Raw genomic sequence first — 26,838 nt, forward strand, 5'->3', positions numbered from 1 at the left:
ATGAAATTTTTATCAACTTTAGTAATAGTATTGATTGTATTTGCACACATTGGCTATTCACAAGATACATTGGTTAAATATTATGATTCATCTTGGAACAGGCTTAGTACAAAAGAAAATGCGAGGTTTTACTTGAAAGCTGTTAAGGAAGAAAATTTATATAAGTGCAAAATATATTATTTGCCATCAATGAACATATACAGTAGGTACACTTGTAAGGATACCGCATTGAAACAAAGCATAGGTTTGGATTTAAACTACCATGAGAATGGGCAGCTAAAGGATTCTTCTTTGTATTCAAAAGAAAGCAAACATCTGTTTAGGTATTCTTTTTATGAAAGCGGCAAGTTGAAGAATGTCACAAATTATGGGGATAGCGGTGCATACAATACCCATGATTTTTATGAGAATAATAAGTTGAGGGCTTATTCGTACAGGAATAAAGGGGCAAAGGAAAGTATTGATACGGGTTATGATGAAAGCGGTAATATTGTTCCTGATTACATATATATGAGGGCAGCTGTATTTCCCGGTGGTCCAAATGGGTGGGTAAAATTTTTGCAAAAGCATTTAGACTCATATGTTCCCACGTTCAATTTTGCACCAAGGGGTAAATACACAGTTATGGTTGCTTTTATGGTAAACAAAGAAGGGAAAGTACAAAATATAAGGACTGAAAATGACCCTGGATATGGTACAAAAAAGGAGGCTATGCGGGTTATGAGTAAAAGCCCAGATTGGGAACCAGCAATAGAGTACAACCAACCAGTAAATTATACACTACGGCAGGCAATAACTTTTATTGTAAGTGGTTATTAGAATAAAATTATTTAGAAAAATAATGATGAAAGCACTTGTTTTTAGCATACAAATATTATTGGTAATAGCAACGGCCACCATTGCCAATAATTGTATTGCACAAGAGGGGGAAATAGTAAAATACTACGATTCACTTTGGCATCCTACCAACGAGGAAGGCGCACAATATGTTGGAAAATTTGAAAAAGTAGATACCTTGTACCAATACACTTTTTATTATCTGTCTTCGCACAAAATATACAGCCGTGGTATGAGTACTAAGTCCGAGATAAGAAACCAAATAGGCCCAAGGGTTACTTATTTCTTAAACGGCAAAATAAAAGACACGGCTTATTTTTATAAAAAGAACTTTGCAAGCTCCTTAAAGTCTTATTATCCCAACGGCACTATAAAAGACTCGCTTGTGAACGGCGATAATCGGTTGGGGTATAAAAGGTATTTTTTCTCTTATACGGGCAAGTGCGACTCTTTGGAATACAGGGATTCTTTTGGGCGTGCAATGGTGGAAGGGTTTGGTGCAGATGGGAGTAGTATTTTTAAAAAGTACAAGTATTATAATGATTCCTTAAAAGACTATAAACATGCGGAGGGTATAGTAATAGCAGCAGAATTTATAGGTGGGTCTCAAGCGTGGGCAAAATATTTACAAAAGAACCTAGATGTTACTACTCCAAGTAGAAGAGCGGCACCGAATGGTAAGTACACTGTGATGTTATCTTTTATTGTAAATGAAGATGGTAGTATTGGGCAAGTAGTTGCAGAAAACGACCCAGGATATGGGTGTGCAGAAGAAGCAGTGCGGGTTTTAAAAAATATCCCCAAATGGAATCCAGCCATTCAAGATGGAAAATATGTTACTTACAAGGGAAGGCAGTCACTCACTTTTATGGTGAGTAGTTATTAAGTTAGTAATTATTTTTTTTAATATAAACAAATATGGAAACATTAATCATAGAAGAAAAAGAACTGGACATCGACATCAGTGTTGAGGAAGCCCCTGAGTGGGACAACAAAGCTGGCACCAGCATTAGCGGTTCACAAGCTGTATTAGAGGCTTTGATAGCAGAGGGCTGCGATACTGTTTTTGGCTACCCGGGCGGGGCTATCATGCCTATTTATGATGCTTTGTACGATTATCATGACAAATTGAAACATATATTGGTACGTCATGAGCAGGGTGGGATTCATGCTGGTCAAGGCTATGCACGCAGTTCTGGTAAAGTAGGGGTTGTATTTGCAACTAGTGGTCCTGGTGCTACCAATTTGGTAACTGGTTTGGCCGATGCCATGATAGATAGTACCCCTTTGGTTTGTATCACTGGTCAAGTATTCGCCCATTTGCTGGGTACCGATGCTTTTCAGGAAGTAGATGTAATTAATATTACCACCCCCATCACCAAATGGAATTACCAAGTTACGGATGCCAATGAAATACCCAATATATTGGCAAAAGCCTTTTTCCTTGCTCGCACCGGAAGGCCTGGACCAGTATTGATTGACATTACCAAAAATGCCCAGCTTCAAAAGTTTGATTACGAAGGTTATACGCCTTGCTCGCACATACGCAGCTACCGCCCCAAGCCAATCGTAAGGAAATCTTATGTGGAAGAGGCTGCCAAATTGATAAATGAAGCTCAAAGGCCTTTCGTGATTTTTGGGCAGGGCGTGATATTGGGTGAAGCCGAAAAAGAATTCAAAGCATTTATAGAAAAAGGGGGCTTACCAGCCGCATGGACATTGTTGGGGTTGAGTGCATTGCCAACCGACCACCCACAAAATGTAGGTATGCTGGGTATGCACGGCAATTATGGCCCCAATGTATTGACCAATGAGTGTGATGTATTGATAGCGGTAGGTATGCGTTTTGACGATCGGGTTACTGGCCGTTTAGATAAATATGCCAAGCAAGCCAAGGTTATACACCTAGATATAGACCCTGCCGAGATAGACAAAAACGTAAAATCGACCGTGCCTGTTTGGGGCGATTGTAAGGAAACGTTGCCAATGCTTACCCAATTGCTGGAGAAAAAACAGCATACAGCTTGGATGAATCAGTTTAAGGAGTTAGCTGCAAAAGAAACAGCAGTAGTCATCCATAAAGAATTGAACCCAACCGAAGGCGAAATGACGATGGGTGAGGTAATGAAGGTTTTGAATGAATTGACCCATGGCGATGCTATTATTGTTACCGATGTTGGCCAACACCAGATGGTAGCCAGTCGATATGCCAAATTCAATCAATCCAAAAGTAATATCACTTCTGGTGGTGCTGGTACCATGGGGTTTGGCCTACCTGCTGCTATTGGTGCCAAGTTTGGCGCACCAGAAAGGACAGTTGTAGCCATTATTGGCGATGGAGGCATACAAATGACTATACAGGAATTTGGTACCATTATGCAAACAGGTGTTGATGTGAAAATATTGATACTAAACAACCGCTTCTTGGGCATGGTAAGGCAGTGGCAGCAATTGTTCCATGATAAACGCTATTCTTTCGTAGATATTCAAAGTCCTGATTATGTAGCCGTTGCAAAAGCGTACCGTATAGATGGTAGTTGCATCAATGATAGGAAAGATTTAAAGACTGCATTATCTGAAATGTTGAACAACAAAGGCTCTTACCTATTAGAAGTAATGGTAGCCAAAGAAGACAATGTGTTCCCAATGGTGCCGCAGGGCAGGGGTGTATCGGATATAGTATTGAGCAAAGAGGAAGTATAGGAAAAAATAGCCACTAAGGCACAAAAAAACAAAGATGCACTAAGGTCTTAAGGAAAGAAAGCATATAGATATGTATTCTTTTTTCTTCGTGCCACTTTGAGCCTTCGAGTCTTTGTGGCAATAAAACATAAAAAATGAAACAGGAATTTACCATCACCGTTTATACAGAAAACCAGGTAGGGCTGCTTGTGCGCATTGCCATTATTTTCTCTCGCAGGAAGATAAATATCGAAAGCCTGAATACTTCACCTTCTGAGGCAGAAGGCATCCACCGTTTTACCATCGTAATAAACGAAGAAGAAGAAGTGGTAAGGAAACTTTGCCGTCAGATTGAAAAGCAAGTAGAAGTATTGAAAGCCTATTTTAATACAAACGAGGAAATTGTTTGGCAAGAACTGGCTTTGTACAAAGTACCTACCGATATTATTGCAGAAAAAGTGAAGGTTGAGCGTTTGCTTCGCCAATTTGGTGCAAGAGCAGTAGCTATCCGTATGGATTATACTATTTTTGAAACAACAGGGCATAGGGAAGAAACAGAAGGTCTTATCAAAGCTTTGGCTCCTTATGGATTGATAGAGTTTGTACGTAGTGCCAGGGTAGCTATCATTAAAGCTAGTAGTGGTTTCCATGATAAATTAAGGGAGTTCGAAACTTACCAACCTGCAAAGGAATTGGCAGAAAATGAATACTTAGGCAAACAGGCAGAGGTTTTTTCAATGTAATAACATTGTTAAGTGTATAGTAAGACATACCTTGCCGAACTTTTATAATAGAACAATAATTTAAACAACAATTAAAAATTCCCCGTAACTCCCCCTTTTAGGGGACGGGGGCAAAGAACGATGGCAAATTATTTCAACACGCTTTCCCTGAGGGAGAAATTAGGTCAGTTGGGCGTATGTGAGTTTATGGACGGCAGCAACTTTGCCGATGGTGTTTCTGCCTTAAAAGGTAAAAAAATAGTAATAGTAGGTTGTGGCGCTCAAGGGCTGAACCAAGGCTTGAACATGCGTGATTCGGGTTTGGATGTATCTTATACCCTTCGTAAAGAAGCGATAGAAGGCAAACGCCAGTCATGGAAAAGTGCTACTGAAAATGGTTTTACAGTGGGTACTTATGAAGAATTGGTTCCTTCGGCTGATTTGGTAATTAACCTTACGCCAGACAAGCAACATACTGCCGTAGTTGGTGCTGTTATGCCTTTGATGAAACAAAATTCTACATTGTCTTACTCACACGGTTTCAATATAGTAGAAGAAGGGATGCAAATCCGTAAGGATATTACCGTAATCATGGTAGCCCCTAAATGTCCAGGTTCTGAAGTACGTGCAGAATACCTCCGCGGCTTTGGCGTACCAACCTTAATAGCAGTACACCCAGAAAATGACCCAGAAGGTAAAGGATGGGAATATGCAAAAGCTTATGCAGTAGGTACAGGCGGCCATAGGGCAGGTGTTTTGAAATCTTCTTTCGTAGCAGAAGTAAAGTCCGATTTGATGGGCGAGCAAACCATATTGTGTGGCTTATTGCAAACAGGTTCTATCCTTTCTTTCGATAAAATGGTAGAAAAAGGCATTGATGGTGCTTATGCTGCTAAATTGATACAATATGGTTGGGAAGTAATTACCGAAGCCTTGAAACAAGGTGGTATCACTGCTATGCTGGACAGGCTAAGTAACCCTGCCAAAATCAAAGCTTTTGAATTGGCAGAAGAATTGAAAGGTATCATGCGTCCATTGTTCCAAAAACACCAGGATGATATCATGAGCGGTCATTTCTCTAAAACCATGATGGAAGATTGGTCTAATGACGATAAAAACTTACTTACATGGCGTGCAGCTACTGGCGAAACTGCTTTTGAAAAAACAGCGGTTACCTCAGCGAAAATAGCAGAGCAAGAATTTTTCGACAATGGCTTGTTGATGGTTTCTTTTGTAAAAGCAGGTGTGGAACTGGCTTTTGAAACAATGGTACAATCAGGTATCAAAGCAGAATCTGCTTATTACGAATCATTGCACGAAACCCCATTGATTGCAAACACCATTGCCCGTAAGAAATTGTTTGAAATGAACAGGGTTATTTCCGATACAGCCGAGTATGGTTGTTATTTGTTTGACCATGCTTGTAAGCCACTATTGGCTGATTTCATGAAAATAATTGAAACAGATGTAATTGGTAAAAACTTCAACGAAGGTAAAGATGCTGGTGTTGACAATAAAGAACTGATTGCTGTAAACAAATCCATCCGTAGCCACCAAATTGAAGCGGTAGGTGCTGTTTTAAGGCAAGCGATGACTGATATGAAAACGATTAATACGGTTGCGTAGGAAGTGGATTGATAATTGATAAATTTTATAGTAAAGCCTGCGGTTAAATAATCGCAGGCTTTATTTTTTAAATGTCTTAATCAATAAACCTGTTTTCTGGATTTTTACCGGTATGAAATACGGCATATACAACAATGTCTTTACCTAAATAATTCCTTATCAAAAGAATACCAGGATTATTTGGCAACCTTAGAAACTAAACACACTTGGGATAAGGATTTTTATTAATTCTAGGTTTAAAAAGAAGCCATCACTAGGGACGGATCTTTTTGAAAAGATTTTTACTTTACCCAAATTTGAATTAAATTACAACTTATTGAATAGCTAGAGAAAGTCCCAAATTTTCCTTATTCCCTTAAGATTAAAATTCATCAAAATAGTACGCCGTTTAAAACAACTGTGCAAGATTTCATTTGTTTTTCATCCATTTCCTAAAAGTTTTTTTGCCGTTCTTGGTGTTTTGTAGTACTTCTGCTTTTAGTTCCACTTTAAAAATCTATTGACCAGCAAATTGGCTAATACAGCAGCTACAGACAAGCAAGCCCATGAATAGTTTTATTAGCCAAAAGTTTAAGTTCTATTCTTTCCTGTCCATGGTTTTGTTGGTTTTTGTACATGCCTACAACTTAAACGCAAGGTACCTGCAGCCATTTTCTATTGTGGAGGAGCGGCTTACTTGTACTAGCTTTTTAGAATATTGGCTGGCCAATGGCCTTTTCAGGTTTAGGATCCCCATGCTGTTTATTATTTCAGGCTATTTAATGTCTATCCACGACTATAAGCCATACAGTGAAAGAACAAAAAAACGCTTGCGGACTTTGTTGATCCCTTACCTTTTATGGAGTGCTTTTGCATTGCTGCTAACTTATTGCTTACAGTTGTTCCCTGTTACTGCACTTGCAGTACAAGGCTCGGAATTGCTGCAAGCCGGCGAAGCTCAGCCTGGCCTACCTATTCATTGGGGCAATGTTTTGTACAGGTGGGCTTTTGCCCCTATTGCTTTCCAGCTTTGGTTTATTCGCTCGTTATTGGTGTATAGCATCGCTTACCCGCTTATTGTTAAAGCAATAAAACAAAAACCTGTAATATGGTTTGGCATTTGCTTTTTGCTCTGGCTGCATACTATCGGCATACATTTTATTGAAGCCGAGGGAATGCTGTTTTTTTCGCTGGGCATTTATATCCAAAAAACAAGTTTCGATATAGAAAAACCTGCTAAATGGCTTCGGCTTGTACTATGGCTTCCTGTTTTTTTGGTGGCCAGCATTATAAAAACAATTATTGCTTTTTATTTGCCTTGGGGCATACCTTCTTTTATCATCCTTTCTTTATTACATAAAACCACTGTATTTGCTGGGTTGATAACTATTTGGTATGGCTGCGACAAAATGGTGCTCTACTTCACAAGTAAAAAATGGTTTATGTGGGTTTGCCCTTTTTCGTTCATTATCTATGCTATGCACGTGCCATTGGTCAATTATTGCAATAGCATAGTTTTTACTTATTTTAGTCATGTTCCGCATCTTCGGCTGGTTGCGTTTATTGTACTTCCCCTTCTTATTTTGCTTTTTACAATTGCCATAGGTGCCATATTTAGGCTGGTATCGCCAAAACTGTATGGTATTTGCACGGGCGGCAGGGGGATGTAATAACTATTATTTGTTGAACCCTAGTTTCCCTTTGTCATTGGCAGCAGCAATTACCTTTAATATATAGGTTAGTGCTTCCCTTTCCTTATCAATATTTATATCCATTGCCTTGCCGTAAGTTGATTGTATTTCTGGAATAAAAAAAAGCACAGGCATATTGGCTTTGTAAAAACAAGCGTGGCAGCCTACACTCATTCTACTGCTGTCAAATGAAACGGGGTATTGAGGGTTAGTGGCCGATTTTGCAATTTCACCCCAAATGGGCGAAGTGGTACAACCGCCAATGGTTATATTTTTAGTTGTGTCCCAACTGGCAACGCCATCCATATCAACCATATAGTTAGGCGTAACAGCAATGGTAGGGTGTTGTAGCCAGTATTGGCTGCCCAACTGACCCGCATCCTCCCCACCGGAATGCACAAACAAGTAGTTGTTATTTTTAGCATTACACATGCTTAGCAGCTTGCTTATTTCTATCATCCCTGCCGTGCCAGCAGGGTTGCTTGTTAAAGATGAACCAACTATTACCGTATTGGCAGCACCATTGTTGATGTACCCTATCACATTGTGTGTTTTATGGATAGACCAGCCAATATCCACGTTAATAGACACTTTTTGCGTGGCAGTTTCATCTTTAAAAAAATCAGTCAACCCCTCTCTCGTAATATAAACAATAGGCATCATGGCCGTTGATGCTGTATCTGTTTTTACAAACTGGATACTATCGGTAGTGTTGCCACTATTATACAAAAACAAAGCAGTTGCCCCTTTAGCTGTTATTTTTGCTATGTGTTTTTTAATGGCTTCTGCCATATTAAAATTATGGATATTAGGATTGTCTTCTAGCCAGTCTTTCACGTCTTTAAACCAAATTTTACCAGGCTCGTTTAAAGACATTGCTACCGCAGACGCTACTGTTTTGCTAGCGCTGAACGCCAGTGGGAAGAAGTGCTTATTTACAATAGCATCCCTGCCATTGATTACCAGTTGCGTAGCTGGCTTTATTTCCCTGCCCTCGTTTATTGCTATTTCCTGTATATACCCATCATTCCCCGCCGGACCTATATTGGCTTTTTTGTATTGGGCTATTAAGTATTGCGTAATTGCCATTTCCTTATCAAGGCCAGCGAGCGAGTCGCTGTAAAAATATTGCAGGTGTGCTTTAATATTGGCAGTTAGCACGGCTTTGTCCTTGGCTTCCTCTGCCGCTAATAGCAATGCTTTTTTCCGCTTACTTTGGGCAACAAGCAGCAAGGGACAGCAAGCAAGCATTATTAGTAGCATCCTCATATTACCAACAGTGTAGGTTACAAATGTAAATGATGATTATTTTTATATTATATTCCATTAGTATGAAAGGTTTATTTTATAGCAAAAAAATAGCCAAACTCGTTTTAGGAGGTAAATTTGCCATGCTAAGTATATATTCGTAGCCATGTCTTTATTACAAGTCTTAGATATTTTTGCAAAAACGGAACGGGGCAATGGACTGTCTGGTATCAACTTTACCCAAAACAAATACCAGAAAATAGCCGTTGCTGGGGAAACAGGCTCGGGCAAAAGCACGCTCTTGAAAATTGTAGCCGGGCTGGCCCAGCCTTCTGCAGGGCAGGTATTGTTTGATGGTAAAAAAGTAAAAGGCCCGTTTGACCAATTGATACCTGGCCACAAAGGCATTGCCTACTTGTCGCAGCAATTTGAATTACCCAATTTTTTAACCGTGGAGCAGGTGCTTATTTACGCAAACCCCTTGTGGGATGTTGATGCGGAGAAAGACGAAGTTGCCAAAGCCCTGTATGAGACTTGTAAAATAACACACCTATTAACCCGTAAAACAGACCAGCTTTCTGGCGGCGAAAAACAACGGGTGGCCCTTACAAGGCTACTGCTTACTGCACCCAAGCTTTTGCTATTGGATGAACCATTCTCGAACTTGGACATGGTGCATAAAAACATTTTGAAAGAGGTACTAAACGAGGTAAGTGAAAAGTTAAGCCTTAGCTGCATCATGGTGTCGCACGACCCGTTGGACACGCTTTCGTGGGCAGATACTATATTGGTAATGAAAGATGGGCAAATTATTCAACAAGGCACGCCAGCATATATTTACCGTCACCCGGCAAATGAATACATAGCCGGGCTTTTTGGAAAGTACAATAGTATAACTGCGGCAATAGCAGCAGCGGTTTTTAATATACAGGCTTTGCGAGGCAAGGAAGATATGCTATATATAAGGCCTGAATGCTTTAGGCTATCTTTAAACCCAACAAGCAACAGCCTAAAAGGCATTGCAAACAAGCTATTTTTCTTCGGTAGTTACTACGAAATGGAAATAATGCTTATAGGTAATAACACCATTACTGTAAAAACAAATACCTCGCAAGGCATAAAAAAAGGCGATGCGGTTTATGTTTCATTGTTGGCAGATGTGTTTGCGATTAACTAACCAATGTTTTATATTCTTACAAATGGTTTAAATGAACAACTGAAATCTATAATGTTAGGTGTAATTTCCTAATAATCCAACTCCAACTTCAACTTGTCCCTCAGTTCCCTTAGCAAAGGGTATTGCTCGGCAATACGCTCAAAACGTTGCTTACTGTTCAGGTTTGCCGTTACGGGTACTTCGTCTTTTGTGCCTTCGTTTAGTTGGAAATTAAAACTGATGCTATTATTGTGGTAATGCCGTTGCAGGTATTCCAGCATCATGGTTTTTTCCTGTTCTATAAAGCGTTGCTGCAAGTTGCTGTTTATACATATCGTGAAAGTGGCTTCATCCTGTATTAACAAAGTTGCCTGATAAAAAGCATTGCCAACAGATACTTGGTTGTCTTCCTTTAGTTTGTTGGTAAACTTGTCCCAATGCGCTTGCAATGTTTCCATAGTCAGCGGTATAGGTTCTTCTACTACCTGCACAGAATAACGGTCGCCATATTTTGCACGCAAGGCATCTAGTATATTCCTTTTGCCATCCCCCATTGGCGGGGCCGGCACGGGCTTTACAACCTGCATTGGCGGTGGCTGGAGTATGGTTTGCGTAGTGGTTGCATACTGCGTTTCGGGCATATAGGGCTGCATCGGAGAAGTTGCAGGTGCATATTCCTGTGCAGGTGCTTTTTGCTGTATGGCAGGCTTTTCTTCTACATACAATTTACCTATGTTGTTGGGCATAGGTATTACCGTTGCAGGTGGTGTTTTTATTTGTATAGATGCTATGGGCTTGTACTGGATAGCCACTGGGCCGTCCACCCTTTTTTTCCTTACTAGGTTGCCGTCTTGCACAGATAGCTCAATGGCTTGCTGCAAAAAGTTCAGCTTTATAATCACCAGCTCCACATGCAGCCGCTTGTTGCGGGCCATTTTAAAGTTTACTTCTGCCTCGTTCAGTATGTTCAAGGCACTTACCAAGTAGCCAGCGTTTACGCTTGCTGCCACAGTCCTGTATTTTTCCTGCATACCCTCTACCACGTCTAGCAGTTGGATGGCTCGGGCATCTTTGCACACCAGTATGTTCCTGATAAACTCGGCAAATCCATTCAGCACCATGTCGCCCTCAAAGCCTTTGCGGTTTATTTCGTCATACAGCAGCATACCACCGGCCATGTCCTGTTGTTGCAAGGCTTCCAACAGTTTAAAATAATAATCGTGGTCTAGTATGTTCAGGTGTTCCAGCGTATTTTGGTAGTTTACTTCGCCACTGGTAAAGCTCACTATCTTGTCCAGGATGCTTAGTGCATCCCTCATGCAGCCTTCGCTTTTCTGGGCAATAATCTGCAAGGCTGCTTTTTCTGCATGTACCCCTTCCTTGCCAATAATTTCCTCTAGGTGTTCTACCGTGTCATTGGTGGTAATCCGCTTGAAATCGAATATCTGGCAGCGGCTAAGGATGGTAGGCAGTATTTTATGCTTTTCAGTAGTTGCCAATATAAAAATGGCATAAGGTGGTGGTTCCTCTAGTGTTTTCAAGAAGGCGTTGAAGGCACTTGTGGTAAGCATGTGTACCTCATCTACTATATATACCTTGTATTTGCCAGCTTGTGGCGCAAAGCGTACCTGCTCTACTAGGCTGCGGATGTCGTCAACCGAGTTGTTGCTGGCCGCATCCAGTTCATGTATGTTCATGCTGCTGCCCGCATCGAAGGAAACGCAACTGTTGCAAGTATTGCAGGCCTCGCCCTCTGGGGTTTGGTTGGTGCAATTGATGGTTTTTGCCAAGATCCTGGCGCAGGTGGTTTTGCCCACACCCCTAGGGCCGCAGAACAAAAACGCATGTGCCAACTGGTTGTTCCTGATGGCGTTTTTAAGCGTTGTGGTTATATGGCTTTGCCCCACGACTGTATTAAAGTTTTGCGGGCGGTACTTACGGGCAGAAACAATGAATTTATCCATAACAGGGATGCAAGATAAGGAAAAGTGGACAGTGGTGAGTGGTGAGTAGATAGTGATGGGTGCATTTTAAACCTTCGCTTTTAATTGTTTTCAATTTAGAAGAAGCATACGCATTGATTCTGGAAGGCCCAGTTAACCCCATATAAAACATAGCTGATGACGCATACCACCACACTTGAGCCCTGACCCTGCCACGCAAGGAATGCAAGGGTTTGTACTATGGCTTGGCAGTGCATTTTTCCCTAGATTTCAAATATTAGGCCTTACTTAAACGTAACTCATTGAAATACAGTGTTTTATGTTTTTTAAGAGTGCGTATTTTATGCGTATTTTGTGCCTACTTTTTGCGTGTTTTGTGCTTACTTTGTGCATATTTTGTGCGTACTTTCTGCTTGTTTTTTGAATAAAAATAACATATTAAAACTTTTTTATTTTGATATTAAAAATAGTGCCACTAGGTTAAAGACCGATGCCAAGGAACCGGTTCGGTTGGAGCCTAATGTGTACAAAGGAGCCATTTGCTGTAAAATTGAGAATAATTTACGGGCTATTTAAAAGTACAATCCTATATGGGGGAAATTTGGGATGCTCATGGGGGAATTATGCCCCCATATAGGATATTTATTTTGGGCTATATACCTATCCATGCCAACTTTACATTAAAACAGGAACTAGCCACATTTGCTTTAGCTCTAGCACCCGTTGGTAGTTGGCTTAGGAAAATGATAATCCACTATCAAAATCTTATCAGTTTCTTATCAATAAATTATCATTCTACTATCATAAAACTATCATTCCATTATCAATAAATTATCATAAAATTCACTTAAATTATAATAAAAAATGAGGCTTAAAAAAATAAAAATAGCTGAATAACAACGAGTTACGGGCAATAAAGTAAAATAGCAAAAAAAAATAAATCACGAAAAAGAAGAGAAAAAATATTTCACATATTCACCTAGTGCTTCAATTGCCTTTGCTAGGAGGGTTTAGGGCGAGGAGTCTAGTACAATCAATTAGTTATGCTGCAGCTAATAAAAAAGCGAAGGTTTGAAATGCACCCCCACCATAAATTAATATTTTGTACACTTTCTAAGCCGTATTTTTACAACCTAAAATAAAACCTATGGCTACTTATTCTGATTTGGAACTGAACAGCTATTACTTGGTGATAGAAAATGAAGGCGATGAAATTTCATTGGTGCAGCCACTAATGGAAACAGATGCCTGCGTGCTTTTAATGAATCTGGACGAGTATGAAAATACTTACTGGCGCAAGAAAAGCGACGATTTGTTTGAATTGGTGGACGAACTGACAGAAGAACAACTGGAAGAGTACGAAAACCTGTTTGACGAGGAAGATGAAGACGAGGATTATGATGACTAGCTGAAACAATTTTATTAGAACCTACCTTAAAAAGAGCCTGCATTTTTTATTGCAGGCTTTTTTTATGTATTTATACAAAGGATAGGAGCAACACCAAGCAACTTCGTTTAGTTCTCTGCTTTCTCTCCTCGAAGCTACTGTGCAAACATCCCTTTTTTTTGCAATAAACTCCTTTAGTAAAGTTATTTTGAAGATATTCCTAATTCCTAATTCTCCTTCCTTCCTTTGAGGAAAAAAATAAAATAAAAAATATTTTTCCAAAACCCAACCTTTTACATTTTTCAAAGAGTATAGTATTATGCAAACCAGTTGTTGCGCTCGAAATCATTTGTTGCGGTTAAAACAAACTCATTAGTGAGGAAGCATTATAACCATGGCATTGATTTTATTTTGCCGCAACCATCGCTACCTTACTCCCTACCGGATATTGCACTGATGCAAGGTGGCGCACCGATAGCACAGCTATTAGTAGTTAATCCTGCAAAAATGCAGTATCCGTGCAGGAATTAGCCAAGTATCCATTTTGCCACAAATGCACTAATGGAAACTAATGTTTTTTATGAGTGTCTATTTGTAAATTAGAGGCAATTAAAGAAAAGCAGGTTCTTTTGTTTCTTTCTTCTTTCCTTCGTGCTACTTTGAGCCTTTGAGTCTTTGTGGCACAAAATACCTGGGTAGTAACCCTAAACGAATTGTAGCATGAAAAGGATAACAACCCTTTTATTTGGTTTTATACTGCTGGCAACTATTGCCAAGGCGCAGTATGCAGCTATACCAGACAGCAATTTCAGGGCTTTCCTGGTTGGCAAATACCCTGCTTGTTTCAATGCGTTGCAGCAGATGGACACTACATGCAGCGGTGTAACAACTGAGTATTCTTTGAATTGTAACAACCTGCTCATAAAAGATTTAACAGGCATCCAATATTTCGATAACCTGCAATTCCTAGATTGTAGCAACAACCAATTAAAAAGTTTGCCAGCTTTGCCCGGCAATATACGCTATCTGGCTTGTGCCAACAATCAATTAGCCAATTTGCCATCCTTTACAAATAATTCCTCTTTGAGTTATTTATATTGCTCAGGCAATAAACTAAGCACATTGTCTGCCCTGCCCAATTCCCTCGTTTTTTTAGAATGTCAAGACGATTCGCTGACCAGCATCCCCACTTTGCCAAATACAAACCTGGCTAGTTTTATTTGCGATGGCAACCAGCTGGACAGTTTGCCATCCCTGCCCGATTCTTTAAGTTTTGTTTTTTGTAACAATAACCAGTTAGGTAGTTTGCCTTCACTGCCTGTCAATTTGAATTACTTGGGCTGTAATGGCAATAAGCTAACCACTTTGTCCTCATTACCTGCTTTTTTAAAATATTTATATTGCAACCGCAACCAGCTTACCAGCCTGCCAAACCTACCTGCTGGCTTGGGGTATTTATATTGTGCCAATAATCAATTAAGTTACCTGCCATCCCTGCCCGATTCGCTTGTTTATTTAAAATGCAAAGCCAATAGCAGCCTTGCTTGCCTCCCAGTATTGCCGGGCAAACTGGCCAGTTTGGTATTGGATAGTGTTACTTTACATTGCATACCCAACCAAGTTGCTAATTTGCAAATAGCACAAGATACCGACAATGCTATTATCCAAATGCCTATATGCAACCCTACCAACAATGCAAATCAATGCAGGGCTTACCCAACCATTATAGGCAAAGTATTTGGCGACAATAACAGCAATGGTATTAAAGACAAAAACGAGCATTATTTGCCTTATATCCGTGTTGCTTTAAGCACCGGGCAATCTGCTTACACCAACAATGTTGGGCAATTTATTATTTCCACACCTGACACGGGCAGTTTCAGCCTAGTAACAAAACCACCAAGGTTTTACAAGGCTGTGCCCGATACCAATAATGTTACTTTTACAGGGTATAATAGCACGCTAACGCTTGCCGATATTGCGTTGCAGCCAACGTTAATAAAAGACAGTTTGTTTGTACATATTTACCCTTTGGAAACTGCCATACCAGGGGAACGCATTTTGTATGCCGTGGCAGACAGGAATATTGGCACAACCAGTTTGAATGCTATAGGTAGTTTTACTTACGATACTAGCAAGTTGGTGTTCGATTCTGCCTCAGTGCCACTTATAAGCCATGCTGGCAATACCCTTGTTTGGCAAGACACATTGAATGCAGGCTATTTTGAAAGTTATGCAAATACCTACGGTTTCCATTTCCCTTATTTCAGGTTTAAGGTAAAAACAACAGCGGTATTGGGCGATAGCTTAGCAGTAAGTGCAACCATAACATCGGCAACCGCCACGGCTGCTGCAAATAACACCATTGCTGTAAAGAGCAGCTACGACCCCAATAGCAAAAACGCTACCCCACAGCTTAGCAGCACTCAAGTGTTTAATGGGGCGGATATAGACTATGTTATCCATTTTCAAAACGTTGGGGCTGCCTTCGCAAAAAATATAGTGATTGCTGATACGCTAAGCCAACTGCTAAACCAAGGCGTGCTGCAAATGGTTGCTTTTAGCCACAACCCAGCCATTACCATTGGCAATGGCATCATTTATTTTGAGTTTAAGGGTGTGAATTTGCCAGATAGCAATACCGACCAATTGAAAAGCAATGGGTTTGTGCATTTTAAGGTAAAGCCTCAAACAACTGTTTCGCTTGGCAGCAGTATTGATAACCAGGCAGCTATCTATTTCGATTATAACACTCCTGTGCTAACCAATATCGCATCAACCATTATTAAAAACCCTGTATTGCCTGTAAGGATAGCAAGCTACGAACTGCAATTATTGGCCGATAATAGCGTAGAAAATATTTGGGTTACTAGCAGCGAGATAAATACCGCTTATTTTAACTTGCAAAGAAGCATAGACGGCAACAGCTTTGCAACTATTGGAAAAGTATTGGCAAAAGGAAATGGTTTATATGAATTTACTGATATGCATGCTAAAAGTAGCGTAGCAGGCAGCAAACGCTACTACCGCCTGCAAATACTGGACAAGGATGGCTCCATCAGCTATAGCGACACCAAAAGCATCAGTATTTTGCCTACACCATTGGGCATTGGCATTTACCCCAACCCTGCCAAGGATTTTATATGCATATATGGCAAAAACATAGCGAAAATAAGTATCATAGACAATATGGGCAAGGTTGTGGCTACTAAAGCAGGGCTAGACATGCTTGCCGAGCAAAACAAGGTGAGTTTTAGCTTGGCACCTGGGGTGTACATAGCACAAATAGCAACCGTGGATGGCAAAATAGTAAATAAAAAATTTGTAGTAGAATAAACTAATAAACAAAACAAACATGAAAAAGGTATTAAAAATGGGATTGTTTTTTACAATAGCTATCATGGTGGTAGCATGTAAAAAAACAACCAGTACCGATAATGCGCCAATCAATTTGTTCACGCAACAGCTAGACAATATCAAGCGTGCAGAACCTGTATTGCTCTCTTTTGACAATGGCGTGAACACTGATATTGTAAACTGGCAAGTAACCCCAAACAAGCATTACAGCCTTAGCAAAGTTGGTGTATATGCTTCGCTGCTGTTTGATAGCGCAGGCGTTTACAATGTAATAGCAAGCACGGCCAACAAGCAAGCTACTTATGTCGTTACCATTGCAAACACAATGTTTAAAGATGCCGACGACACAGGGTTTAGCTTAAAAGCCTCCAAGCTGGTAAATGTTGCTCCGCTTGAACTAGTTTCATTTGCTGTGAGCAATGCGTTGTCTAGCAATTTTAGTTGGACAATTGGTAGCAGTGCCAGCGTAGCTACTGCCATAACATCTGCGAACCCGGCAGTATTCAGTTTTTTTAGTGGCAACACTGCCACCATCACCGTTCAGGCTGGCAGCCAAAAACAAAGCCGTACAATATGGTTGTCTGGATCTGTAAACGACGCATCGGTAGATACGGTGCCTTTTATCTTTAGCGATAAGCTAATCATTACCCCTTCTGTAGAAACAGACAATGGCGGCAACAAGACACTTGTTTTGCAGGCACATACCAATTACAATTACCAATGCAGCACGGATAAAATTTTAAGTATTGCAGACAGTTCCAACAACGAATATTCAATAAGCTATGGCGGTGTGGTAATGGCTGCCACGCCTTGCACAGATATTACGCCTGCTACCTGCACCAACAAATTTGCTGGCATGGCCGTAGGCACGCATCCTTTCACTATCAACTTTGGCAATAAAACAATTATGGGCACTATTACACGAAGTACTGCTGGAAGCTTTAACTTTGATTGGGTAAGCAACAACGCCGTATCCATTTACCCATTAACTGTGCAATAACCTATTTGATAGACGACATCCATATATTGCTGCAAGGCTGCATTGAGTATGACAGGCTGAGCCAGGAAAAATTGTACCGCCAATTGTACCCTGCTTTGTTTGCCCTGTGCAATAAGTTTTTTGATGAAGAAGACGATATAGTAACAGCATTGAATAATGGCATGCTAAGGGTGTTTAACAATATTGAAAAATACAACCCGGCCAAAGGCACATTAGATGGGTGGATATACAGCATAGTACGCAATGCGGCCATTACACTAGTGCGGGTAAAGAAAAACCAGATGGCTACGGAAGAACTATCGTATAATTTGCAATTAGAAACAAGCATCAACCCATTTAAAGATGCCAAGGAAGAAACGATACTTGCATTTTTAACAAAGCTTAACCCGGCCACAAGGGCAGTTTTTAATTTGTTTTATATAGAAGGTTTTTTGATAAAGGAAATAGCAGGTAGCCTAGACATGCAGGAAGGCACGGTGAAATGGCATTTGAGCGAAGGGCGGAACAAGCTGAAAACAATTTTTAAAGACAATATAAATGCAAGAGGCTATGCAAAATAATATGGACGACAACAAGGCTGCCCCTTTTGTGCCTTTTGAAAAGGCATGGGCTGGCTTGCAGCCTGCATTGGAGAAGGAAGCTGCAAGGCGTAAAAAAAGGAAGAAAAGGGCTGTCTTTTTCTGGCTGGGCATCATTGCCGTTGCCTTGATAGGAGGTGCGTTTGCTATACATAGTAGCAACCTTTCTTCATATTCCACAGTACAATATAACAATAAGCAAAGCACTGTTTTAGCAAAACCTAGTATGAGCGTTGCTTCACTAGCATTGCCAGTAGCCATTGATTTACTTAAAAAAGAAAAAGGGTTAAGGAATATTAATGCTGATAAAAATAATAACCTGAATAAAACAATAGGTTCAAAACTATTGGATAATAAAGCTGTTAGTGAAGGAAATAACCGTAGCAATATTGGTCAACTAGTAAAAACAAATGAAGCAGAAGCTGGGAAACAAGGAACAGTAGCAACCTTTTCTTCTCTTGCTTTTGCTTCAGGCAATAATAAGGCAGCAAATACCAATGAAGCAAAGGGCAAGCACAATACAAATACTGAAAAAATTATAGCTGAAACGGAAGCTACAAATTCAAATAGTTTAACAACAAAAGCAAAAAGTGGTATAGTTAGAAAAGGCTTGCCACAAAAAGATACAACCAAATTAATAGCTAGCAACAACAACTTGGTTGATTCAACAAAATGGAAAACGGATTCTGCCAATGCGCTTGCAAAGAATGAAACAGCGAAAAAGAAACAAAATAAAATACATTTTGGCTTGCAGTTTAATGCCCCTTTGAGCGATGATGTAAATTTATTGGATATAAACACAAAAAAACAGCCACTGTCCCTTCTAATACCACAATTTTGGATAAGCAAACAAATGGGTGCGAAGCATAGCATATTGCTACAGGTTAACCCATACGCACAATTTTACCTGGACAATATAAGGGCAAATTCAAACCAATATAAGGTTACAACGCAGCAAGGTGCAACTGTAAACAGCAAGCCACAAGAAACTGTTTACACAGAAACTACTTCTTTTAATAAGTTAATAGCTATTGAAGCCTCGGTGCTATATCAATACCAGTTGTCGTCAAAGATAAAAATAAGGATGGGCATAGGCAGCAATTGGCTGCAGGGTGCATTGCTGCAGAACAAAATAACCAAAAACAATACCCAAATAACACAAGACAGCCTATATGGGATAGACAAAGCAAGCAAGGAGTGGAATAGTGTGCAGTCGCATTATTTGCTTGGTAAATTTGATGCTGGCTACCAATTCAAGAAAATAGAAATAGGGCTAAATGTGAATGCAGCCCTTGGCAGTGTGTTCAATACTAGTATCCGTTACAGCACACCTGTGAATACCAATTTGTTTATAAGGTGGCAGGTGAGGTAACACCTTCCAACAACAAAAAAGCGGCTACCAAAATTGGCAACCGCCCTGTATATGGGTGTATATAGGATGTTTTTACAGGATAAATGCTTTAGAAACTATACCTTAAACCTGCTTGCATTTGAAAGCGGGAAGCAAACAAATCAATTGAATAAGGAGGCACTGTTGACACAGCAGGATTCCATTTGTATTTTGGATAAACTGTAGGAGAACCTGGTGTAACTTGTGTTAAGCCTACATCAGACATAGAGTTGAAGGTGTTTGGCGAAAAATAAACCAAGCCCCAATCTTTATTTATTAAGTTGGTTAAGTTAATCACATCATAAGTAAACGTAAACGTGTGTTGTTTACCTTTTACTTTAAAGTTAATATCTTGCGTAAAACGATAATCCAACTGTACATTCCAAGGCGTGTGTGCTGCATTGCGTTCTGTGAATTGGCCTCGGCGTGAACTCAAATATTTGTTGCCATCCACATACCCATCAAAAGCATCAGATGTTGCTTGGTCAGCAAAAAAGTTGATTGTTTCTCCCTTTTTAGGAATATAAATCAAACTCTGTTGTTGGCCAGTGTTGTTGATATTTGTGCCAGGATTCACAATACCATAAGTAAAAGGTGCACCAGTAGCAGCACTAAAGAATAAAGCAAAATTGCTCACATATTTACCCTTCGTGTTCCAATCCTGACGGTAGTTGATAGTGGAAACGATGCGGTTGCGAATGTCGAAATTTGAATTAGCCAAGCTTGGGTTATTCGGGCTTAATGAAGGATTCAACTGCCAGTTAGACTCCATAGAGTTACGAATGCCATTGGTAATGTCTTTTGAATGTCCAAAAGTGTAAGCAACCATCGCAGTCAATCCAAAATCAAATGCTTTGCTTACCTGTGCCGTGATACTGTAACGGTATCCTTGATCTGTGTTGGACAACAAATAAGCATTGGTATATTTAGAATTAATTTTCTTTCCAGAATAAATAGGTTGTAAGTGATTCACATCATAAATCAAATATTTTGGCGTGTCAATATAGTTTATTTGCTGAAATTTCAAATCTTCAACTACTTTGGTATATATACCCTCTATCGTAAATTTCCATTTGCTAGGTGTAGTGTAGTCGAAAGCAAGGCTGCTTCTCCATGCTTGTGGCATTTTAAAGTTATTGTCAATCAAATCTACCTGTGTAGCACCTGTAGCATCATTTACAGGTAAACCTTGTGCTTTTACAAAGCCTGCTTCGCCAATATTGCCATTGTTAATTGCGTCTTTCACAGGATTTGTGCCTGGTTTAAATGGTGTTGTACTGCTTCTGTTGTCATACGCACCATAAGTAACACCGTTGTTATAATAAGCATAACCCAACCATGCAAATGGGATACGACCAGTGAATAAGCCAGTTCCACCCCTAATAATAAAGCTTTGATTGCCATTCACATCGTAGTTGAACCCTAAACGAGGTGAAATCTGCGCTTTGCCCAAAAAGTCGTTTTGAATGTCTTTTGGTTTGGTGTAGGTGTAGCTTGTACCATAGTATGCATCCCCAGGCGCGCCTGTTGTTTTATTGCTCAAAGGTTGTTTGTTTGGCATCTGAGCCAAATCTACACGAAGACCGGGTGTGATTTTCAATTTACCAAGCCTTATTTCATCCTCTCCATACACGCTGTACATGTTCACTTTAAACTTAGCAGGCGGGTTTGCCATAATGCCATCCCTTGTATTGTCACTATAATTAAAGTTTGTACGTACACGGGCAGGATTGTTATTTAAGAAATCTGTTACACTATTGTAATCTACCCGGCCATTCCAACTGTTTACAAAGCCATAAGTAATGTTGTAAAGCTCATTGTGCGTACCAAAAGTGAAGGTATTATTGCCTTTCACGATGGTTACATTATCCGTAAATTCAAAAGTTTTTTGCTTCATGTTAAAAATAGAACCTTCACGGTCAGTACCCAAATAAATTACCCCCCCGTTTGATTTTATTTGAATTTGCGGCAAAGCTGGGTTAGAAAGTGGGTCCCTATAATCATGGATGTTTGAATAACCTACAATCAAACTATTAGAAACTGAATTGGAAAATTTACTTTTCAACTCTGCAACGGTAGATGATTGATTGTTGGTTTGTTTAAAATCAATCCCTCCAAAGCGAAAGTTAGCATTATCACGCTCCAAGTTAGTAGCTTCAGAAAACACCGTATTGTTTCTGATAGACAACCTGTTTTTGTCATTAATAACCCAATCCAAACGATTGAACAACTTGGTTGACTTAGAATAAATAGTGGTGTTGCCATAAGCACCTACATCACCAGCTCCCCAAGCCTTCATTGTATCGGCAATTTGTTGGGCTTGCTGTAGCGAAATAATGCTGCTTGCAGTAGAGCCAGCTCCCGAAATAACAGGATCTACCCTGTGTGAAATTTCCTCATTAGTAAAGAAAAACAATTTGTTTTTTAAAATAGGAAATCCAAAACGAACTCCTGTTTGGTAATCATAAAAATCCAAGGGTTCTTTGCTTTTATCACCACCAGCATTAGCAGGTGCGTTGTTTTTTCCAACCATAAATGGTGAGCGACCAAAAGCATAAGCCGATCCGTGCAATTCATTAGTACCACTACGGGTTACTGCGTTTACACTACCACCTAAGAAGTTGCCAATCTTTACATCATAAGGGGCAATATATACTTGCACATCCTGAATGGCATCTAATGAAAAAGGATTTGTACGGGTGCTGCTGCCCGGCTGGCCAGATACACCGCTTTGGCCACCCAAAGATGGGCTAAAACCAATAGCATCGTTATTGATTGCACCATCTACAGTTACGTTATTATAACGAAAATTAGTACCTGCAAATGAGTTATTATTACTTTGTGGTGTAACACGTGTTACATCTTGCAGGCTCCTATTGATGGTGGGCATTGTTTTGATTTGCCTTTCCCCAATTTGAACACCAGTACCTGTTTTTAAATTTCCTGTCTTGGTTTTTACAACCACTTCATTCAAATTACTTGATTCATCCAGTAAACGGATGCTTAAAGAATTTGAGCCTAGTGATAAATTATAATCTTCTCTTTTTTCTGTTTTACGACCCACATAAGTAAAGGTGACTGTGTATGGCCCACCAGATTGTAGGTTAGATACATAAAACAATCCTTTATTGTTGGTTTGGGTTTGGGTAGTAAACCCAGTTGGGACGTGTTTAACCGACACGGTAACACCGCTGATTAATCCCCCTTTGCTGTCGGTAACTTGACCACCCAAAGTTGCGGTAGTTTCTTGTGCAAAGCTGGCAACCGAAATACACACTGCAACAATGATTTGCAACAGGAGTAAAAAATTTTTCTTCATATCCTAACATTTATGTTTAGGCCGCAAACATATACGTAGCATATTACCAAATTGTTAACAATCGTAGCAAGATTATTTTATATGTATTAAATGTAATTACTTGGTTTTTTATCTTTCTTTTTTATAGTTTTTGATAGGATGTTCTGCATTAATTAGAGGAAAAGAATGAAAATTACTGATTTAAATTTTTTAGGAGATTTGAGAATATTATTTAAAATAACCCTTTAAATAAAATAAGGCATACAACCATTGCCGTATGCCTTACTCACCACTACTCACTCAATTCACCGTCTTCCAAGTACCTTGGTTCACGGTTACGGGGTATTGCTTTTTCAAAATGGCTATCCACTGTTGTTCCAATACTTGCTGGTAATCATTTATCACCATGCCCTTGGCATCGTCAAAGCTGCGTTGCTCTTTTTGCGGGTGCGTTTCTAGTATATATACAAAGGTATAAGAATCGTCGTTGCTGTTTTTTTCTGGCGTGCTTATGTAGCCAGCCTTGTTTTCTATGGGCTGTTTCAGGGGCAGTTGCGTAAGCTCATACCGACCACTGTCTGCATTTGCATCGCCGCCGTAGCTGTTGCTAAGTGTATGCCATTCTTGCGGGTTTTGTTTTATTTTGGCAGCTACTTCCGCTGCGGATTCTTTTGTTTTACAGCTTACCACCAGCGCGCTCACGCTTGGCTGCCATTGGTATTTTTCCTTGTGCTGGCTGTAGTATTTTTTCAATCCCTCCACATCTTCACCAGCTTTGCCCCATACATGCTTGTCCATGGCGGCAAACAGCAGGTTGGCCTCGTCAAATTCCTTGCATTGGTCGCGCATGGCTTGGTTATAAAATTCCAGGTTTTCTGTATAATATTCTGTGCAGCAATTTTCTACAAATGTTTTTAAGGCAGGGCCATAGTCCAACGCTGTCTGGAAAAGGGTTTTGGTGGCATAAACTGCCCAGTCAGCCGCACGTACTTTCTTCTTCTCAAAAGAAAAGATTACGGTAGTATCACTGATGTTTTTAATGCCGTTGGTTATTTTGCCTTGCAGGTTGCTATCGGTATATGTTTTAAATGCCTGTGCATCATAAACGCCAGGTTTGTATTTGGTAAGCACCAGCCATTTGGCTATCAGTTTCTTTTTGCTGATGGCCAGGCGCTCGTCTTTTTCTACCTGTAGTTTCATGGCGGCCAGTGCGGCAGCATCTGTTATGTCTTTGGTAACAGGCTTTTTCTCCAGTAATTTAATAATATGGTAGCCAAACTCCGTAGCAAATGGCTTGGTTACCTCATCTACTTTTTGGATGGAGAATACTTTGTTTTCGTAAGGTGCATCGTATTGCCCTACGCCAATATCGCCCACTACACCTCCAACATTGGCAGTCTTGTATTCGTTGCTGTATTGCGCAGCCAGTTTCTCGAAAGAGCCGCCTTTTACAATTAACTGGTAAATGCTATCGGCCAGCGACAAATATTTTTTCTTCTCGGCATCGCCAGCCCCAGGTGGCGTTGCTATCAATATCTGGGCAATTTTTCTTTTGCCAAGGGCCGCACGCTCGCCTATGTTCTTAAAAATATGGTAGCCAAAACTGCTTTTGAATGGCTTGGAATAGCTGCCGGGTTTTAACCCATATATTTCATTTTCAATTGGATAGCTCAATGTAAAAGCGGTTATAAAGCCCAAGTCCCCCTTGCTTTTCTTGGTCGCATCGTCAGATGAAAAAGTTGCTGCCACGGTTTCAAAAGGCTTGCCCGCTTGCAAAGCTGTGTATGCGGCTTGTATTTGCTGCAGGGCTTTTGCAGTGTCGCCGCCTTTTGGTATTTCTACAAAAACCTGTGCCGCATGTATATCTTTCTGGCTGCGTGCCATGGCTTCGTCCACTAGGGCTTTAATCCCCACTTCCTCATTAATGATATTATCGGCTATTTGCTTCCTGAAGTTTTTGCTTTCCTGCTCAAAAGAAGGTTGCTTTTCCAGTTGCTCATCATAGCCAGCCTGCACTTTCAGTTTGTAGTTGATGTACAAGCCAAGGTATTCGTCCAAAGCTTTCCTCCTTTCTGTACTCTTAGGTGGGTTTTTATTGAATGCGGTTAAAAACGCTTGCTTGCTCACGGTATTGTTGCCATAAGTAAAAAGGGTTTGGCTGAATAACAATGCGTTGGCAGAAAGAAGGGCGCCAACCAATAGTAAATAATGCTTCATAAGTTAAATGATGTTGGGAAAACAGTTTGTTTAATTTTTGCGTTGTTTCTCTCACCACATAGGCACATAGCACACATAGATTTAAGCGAGTAAAAAGAGAGCGAACATAGTTTTTTACTCCTTTTTAGCTATGTCTCCTATGTGCATATATGGTGAGTATTAACCTATTTCTTAGCGTTCGATTTTATTTTTGCCGTTATAATATCGTTGAATTGCTCAATGCTCAATTGCTTTGCAATAATATGCTTTTGCTCATCTAGCAAGTACATGGTGGGCGTTTTATATACATCGTACAACTGCCTGAAATTGGGCTGCCCTGCTGCTTGCTCGGCCTCTCTTGCTTCCTTTGTTTGCGATGTGTATAGCCAATCGGTATCTAATTTCTTATCGTTTACAAATTTCTTTAGTTCCTGCGTGGTGTTTGCGGCTGTGCTAACGTTCACGCTGTACAATTTTAGACCTACGCTTTTCCACCTGGCCTTGTAAATAGAATCGATACGGGGCAATTCTTCCTTGCAATGCCCACAGGTGGGGTCCCAAAATACCACGAATGTAAATTTACCCTTTACATTGTACAACGATGCTATTTTTCCTGCTGTATCCACTAAGTCTAATGGTGGGGCTGGGTTGCCTAGTTGGTTGGCCATCATGCTGTATGCCCTTTCTATAATTGTTTTGCGGCTGGCGGCGTTTAGGTAGGTGGTATCGCCCTTGGCATAAAAATCTTCAAAAATCTTTATAAATACTTTGTCTTGCCCCATGTATTCGGGGTTGATGTATTTATTGGTAAATTTGGTAAGCAGGTAAGGGTACATTTCCTTGCCTGTTCGAGCAAATAGCAACATATATTTTACCTCTTTGTAAATGCTGTCTGGGTCGTTTGGCACTAGTGTTTTAAAGTAGGTATCTACCTTGGTTTCAAAGAAAGGGGTGCGTAGCAAACGGTCGTCGTTAAACTCCACATCGTCCCAAAAATGGTCTTTTACATGGTGGTAAGGATATAGCGTGTCTGCTTTGCCATTTACCACAGGTATTGCTGGGTAGTCGGGCTGCTTCATGGCATTTAGCAATGTAGCCAGCAGCGAGCTTGGGTTTTTCTTTATCAGGTCTTCCCGGTAGGTTTGCAATAATTTATTTTCTTCTACTAGTTCAGTCCTTATTTTGCTAGAATCTGCCTTGGTAGGTGCTTTTTTATATTGCTCTGTCAATGCGCTTATTTTTTTGCCTTTTTCCACCGAGTACTCAGAATAGCTTTTAAATAAGTCGTTTTCCATGGAGCCAGTTATCACAGGGTTGTCTTTTTTCAGTGTGTCGGCATCTATTGAGAATTGTTGCTTTTCGTCCATCAGCAACTCAAATAAAATGCTGTATGTTGGCGATACCACAAAGTAAATGCCCGGCGTATATTTTTTTGCAGGCTTAAACACGCCTTTGCTGTTCTCATCCAAAAAAGCAGAATCAACCAATGTTTTTCCTTTTCCATAATAACTGCCAATATATACCCAAATATTTTTATATGGCTTCAAGGTAATGGCAATATGGCTGCCACTACTAGGGGCAGCAGTTGCTTTGGCTACGGGCTTTTTTACTTGTTCAAAAGAATGCGTTGCTATCAGTAACAGTACAATAATGTTTGCAAAATGCTTCATAGTTTCTATTCAATAAAAATACGCTGTAAATGTAAGTAATAGAATTTGTTGGTAAAACAGTGTATATAGTTCATTTGG

Annotated in this window: 18 protein-coding genes; 12 read left to right on the forward strand and 6 right to left on the reverse strand. The window is 40.1% G+C overall.

Going from position 1 to position 26,838, the window contains the following annotated elements; all coding sequences use genetic code 11:
* The 6 genes from ACHFIY_RS00730 to ACHFIY_RS00755 all read left to right on the forward strand — a co-directional run bounded on the left by ACHFIY_RS00730 (position 1) and on the right by ACHFIY_RS00755 (position 7,516).
* A complete protein-coding gene (locus ACHFIY_RS00730; RefSeq protein ID WP_410844119.1) occupies positions 1 to 819 on the forward strand; it encodes an energy transducer TonB in 819 nt (272 codons plus the stop codon).
* A 22-nt stretch (positions 820 to 841) separates the two neighbouring features.
* Positions 842 to 1,723, forward strand: a complete 882-nt coding sequence (locus ACHFIY_RS00735; protein ID WP_410844120.1) for an energy transducer TonB — start codon at positions 842 to 844, stop codon at positions 1,721 to 1,723.
* Positions 1,724 to 1,755: 32 nt separating this feature from the next.
* A complete protein-coding gene (gene ilvB, locus ACHFIY_RS00740) occupies positions 1,756 to 3,540 on the forward strand; it encodes a biosynthetic-type acetolactate synthase large subunit (protein ID WP_410844121.1) in 1,785 nt (594 codons plus the stop codon).
* A 134-nt stretch (positions 3,541 to 3,674) separates the two neighbouring features.
* The gene (gene ilvN / locus ACHFIY_RS00745) at positions 3,675 to 4,262 is read left to right on the forward strand and encodes an acetolactate synthase small subunit (protein ID WP_410844122.1); all 588 of its coding nucleotides are present in this window, start codon (positions 3,675 to 3,677) and stop codon (positions 4,260 to 4,262) included.
* Between the two features lie 120 nt (positions 4,263 to 4,382).
* Positions 4,383 to 5,867 carry a ketol-acid reductoisomerase gene (gene ilvC / locus ACHFIY_RS00750; protein WP_410844123.1) on the forward strand — a complete coding sequence of 495 codons (1,485 nt, stop codon included), beginning with the start codon at positions 4,383 to 4,385 and terminating at the stop codon, positions 5,865 to 5,867.
* Between the two features lie 545 nt (positions 5,868 to 6,412).
* Positions 6,413 to 7,516, forward strand: a complete 1,104-nt coding sequence (locus tag ACHFIY_RS00755) for an acyltransferase family protein (RefSeq protein ID WP_410844124.1) — start codon at positions 6,413 to 6,415, stop codon at positions 7,514 to 7,516.
* 6 nt (positions 7,517 to 7,522) lie between these two features.
* Here ACHFIY_RS00755 and ACHFIY_RS00760 read toward each other — a convergent pair whose 3' ends face one another.
* The gene (locus ACHFIY_RS00760) at positions 7,523 to 8,806 is read right to left on the reverse strand and encodes a M28 family metallopeptidase (RefSeq protein WP_410844125.1); all 1,284 of its coding nucleotides are present in this window, start codon (positions 8,804 to 8,806) and stop codon (positions 7,523 to 7,525) included.
* Positions 8,807 to 8,951: 145 nt separating this feature from the next.
* Here ACHFIY_RS00760 and ACHFIY_RS00765 point away from each other — a divergent pair, with 145 nt between their 5' ends.
* Positions 8,952 to 9,962 carry an ABC transporter ATP-binding protein gene (locus tag ACHFIY_RS00765; protein ID WP_410844126.1) on the forward strand — a complete coding sequence of 337 codons (1,011 nt, stop codon included), beginning with the start codon at positions 8,952 to 8,954 and terminating at the stop codon, positions 9,960 to 9,962.
* A gap of 68 nt (positions 9,963 to 10,030) precedes the next feature.
* Here ACHFIY_RS00765 and ACHFIY_RS00770 read toward each other — a convergent pair whose 3' ends face one another.
* Positions 10,031 to 11,905: a DNA polymerase III subunit gamma/tau gene (locus tag ACHFIY_RS00770; protein ID WP_410844127.1), complete on the reverse strand. Its 1,875-nt coding sequence runs from the start codon at positions 11,903 to 11,905 to the stop codon at positions 10,031 to 10,033.
* Positions 11,906 to 13,031: 1,126 nt separating this feature from the next.
* On the opposite strand from ACHFIY_RS00770, the gene ACHFIY_RS00775 reads away from it, so the two are divergent.
* Positions 13,032 to 13,292 (forward strand): hypothetical protein, encoded by a 261-nt coding sequence (locus ACHFIY_RS00775; protein ID WP_410844128.1) that lies wholly within the window; start codon positions 13,032 to 13,034, stop codon positions 13,290 to 13,292.
* 21 nt (positions 13,293 to 13,313) lie between these two features.
* On the opposite strand, the gene ACHFIY_RS00780 is transcribed toward ACHFIY_RS00775, so the two are convergent.
* Positions 13,314 to 13,577, reverse strand: a complete 264-nt coding sequence (locus tag ACHFIY_RS00780) for a hypothetical protein (protein ID WP_410844129.1) — start codon at positions 13,575 to 13,577, stop codon at positions 13,314 to 13,316.
* Between the two features lie 414 nt (positions 13,578 to 13,991).
* Here ACHFIY_RS00780 and ACHFIY_RS00785 point away from each other — a divergent pair, with 414 nt between their 5' ends.
* The 4 genes from ACHFIY_RS00785 to ACHFIY_RS00800 are packed head-to-tail and all read left to right on the forward strand — an operon-like array spanning position 13,992 to position 19,578.
* Positions 13,992 to 16,607 (forward strand): DUF7619 domain-containing protein, encoded by a 2,616-nt coding sequence (locus ACHFIY_RS00785; RefSeq protein WP_410844130.1) that lies wholly within the window; start codon positions 13,992 to 13,994, stop codon positions 16,605 to 16,607.
* A gap of 19 nt (positions 16,608 to 16,626) precedes the next feature.
* The gene (locus tag ACHFIY_RS00790) at positions 16,627 to 17,628 is read left to right on the forward strand and encodes a hypothetical protein (RefSeq protein ID WP_410844131.1); all 1,002 of its coding nucleotides are present in this window, start codon (positions 16,627 to 16,629) and stop codon (positions 17,626 to 17,628) included.
* A gap of 5 nt (positions 17,629 to 17,633) precedes the next feature.
* Positions 17,634 to 18,188 carry an RNA polymerase sigma factor gene (locus ACHFIY_RS00795; protein ID WP_410844132.1) on the forward strand — a complete coding sequence of 185 codons (555 nt, stop codon included), beginning with the start codon at positions 17,634 to 17,636 and terminating at the stop codon, positions 18,186 to 18,188.
* Positions 18,178 to 19,578: a hypothetical protein gene (locus tag ACHFIY_RS00800; protein WP_410844133.1), complete on the forward strand. Its 1,401-nt coding sequence runs from the start codon at positions 18,178 to 18,180 to the stop codon at positions 19,576 to 19,578. The genes ACHFIY_RS00795 and ACHFIY_RS00800 overlap by 11 nt, the downstream gene beginning before the upstream one ends.
* A gap of 88 nt (positions 19,579 to 19,666) precedes the next feature.
* Here the strand turns inward: ACHFIY_RS00800 and ACHFIY_RS00805 are convergent, their stop codons facing one another.
* The 3 genes from ACHFIY_RS00805 to ACHFIY_RS00815 all read right to left on the reverse strand — a co-directional run bounded on the left by ACHFIY_RS00805 (position 19,667) and on the right by ACHFIY_RS00815 (position 26,760).
* A complete protein-coding gene (locus ACHFIY_RS00805) occupies positions 19,667 to 22,915 on the reverse strand; it encodes a TonB-dependent receptor (RefSeq protein WP_410844134.1) in 3,249 nt (1,082 codons plus the stop codon).
* A 279-nt stretch (positions 22,916 to 23,194) separates the two neighbouring features.
* Positions 23,195 to 25,111, reverse strand: a complete 1,917-nt coding sequence (locus ACHFIY_RS00810) for a foldase protein PrsA (RefSeq protein ID WP_410844135.1) — start codon at positions 25,109 to 25,111, stop codon at positions 23,195 to 23,197.
* Between the two features lie 164 nt (positions 25,112 to 25,275).
* A complete protein-coding gene (locus tag ACHFIY_RS00815; protein WP_410844136.1) occupies positions 25,276 to 26,760 on the reverse strand; it encodes a redoxin domain-containing protein in 1,485 nt (494 codons plus the stop codon).
* Positions 26,761 to 26,838 lie beyond the last annotated feature (78 nt).

The sequence above is a fragment of the Parasediminibacterium schistidii genome, from assembly GCF_046546515.1.
Taxonomy (GTDB): Bacteria; Bacteroidota; Bacteroidia; order Chitinophagales; family Chitinophagaceae; genus Parasediminibacterium.

What these genes read in the sequence shown, in the direction of transcription:
- ACHFIY_RS00730 (WP_410844119.1), top strand. Translation starts at nt 1, where the DNA reads ATGAAATTTTTATCAACTTTAGTAATAGTATTGATTGTATTTGCACAC.
- ACHFIY_RS00735 (WP_410844120.1), top strand. Translation starts at nt 842, where the DNA reads ATGATGAAAGCACTTGTTTTTAGCATACAAATATTATTGGTAATAGCA.
- ilvB (WP_410844121.1), top strand. Translation starts at nt 1,756, where the DNA reads ATGGAAACATTAATCATAGAAGAAAAAGAACTGGACATCGACATCAGT.
- ilvN (WP_410844122.1), top strand. Translation starts at nt 3,675, where the DNA reads ATGAAACAGGAATTTACCATCACCGTTTATACAGAAAACCAGGTAGGG.
- ilvC (WP_410844123.1), top strand. Translation starts at nt 4,383, where the DNA reads ATGGCAAATTATTTCAACACGCTTTCCCTGAGGGAGAAATTAGGTCAG.
- ACHFIY_RS00755 (WP_410844124.1), top strand. Translation starts at nt 6,413, where the DNA reads ATGAATAGTTTTATTAGCCAAAAGTTTAAGTTCTATTCTTTCCTGTCC.
- ACHFIY_RS00760 (WP_410844125.1), bottom strand. Translation starts at nt 8,806, where the DNA reads ATGAGGATGCTACTAATAATGCTTGCTTGCTGTCCCTTGCTGCTTGTT.
- ACHFIY_RS00765 (WP_410844126.1), top strand. Translation starts at nt 8,952, where the DNA reads ATGTCTTTATTACAAGTCTTAGATATTTTTGCAAAAACGGAACGGGGC.
- ACHFIY_RS00770 (WP_410844127.1), bottom strand. Translation starts at nt 11,905, where the DNA reads ATGGATAAATTCATTGTTTCTGCCCGTAAGTACCGCCCGCAAAACTTT.
- ACHFIY_RS00775 (WP_410844128.1), top strand. Translation starts at nt 13,032, where the DNA reads ATGGCTACTTATTCTGATTTGGAACTGAACAGCTATTACTTGGTGATA.
- ACHFIY_RS00785 (WP_410844130.1), top strand. Translation starts at nt 13,992, where the DNA reads ATGAAAAGGATAACAACCCTTTTATTTGGTTTTATACTGCTGGCAACT.
- ACHFIY_RS00790 (WP_410844131.1), top strand. Translation starts at nt 16,627, where the DNA reads ATGAAAAAGGTATTAAAAATGGGATTGTTTTTTACAATAGCTATCATG.
- ACHFIY_RS00800 (WP_410844133.1), top strand. Translation starts at nt 18,178, where the DNA reads ATGCAAAATAATATGGACGACAACAAGGCTGCCCCTTTTGTGCCTTTT.
- ACHFIY_RS00805 (WP_410844134.1), bottom strand. Translation starts at nt 22,915, where the DNA reads ATGAAGAAAAATTTTTTACTCCTGTTGCAAATCATTGTTGCAGTGTGT.
- ACHFIY_RS00810 (WP_410844135.1), bottom strand. Translation starts at nt 25,111, where the DNA reads ATGAAGCATTATTTACTATTGGTTGGCGCCCTTCTTTCTGCCAACGCA.
- ACHFIY_RS00815 (WP_410844136.1), bottom strand. Translation starts at nt 26,760, where the DNA reads ATGAAGCATTTTGCAAACATTATTGTACTGTTACTGATAGCAACGCAT.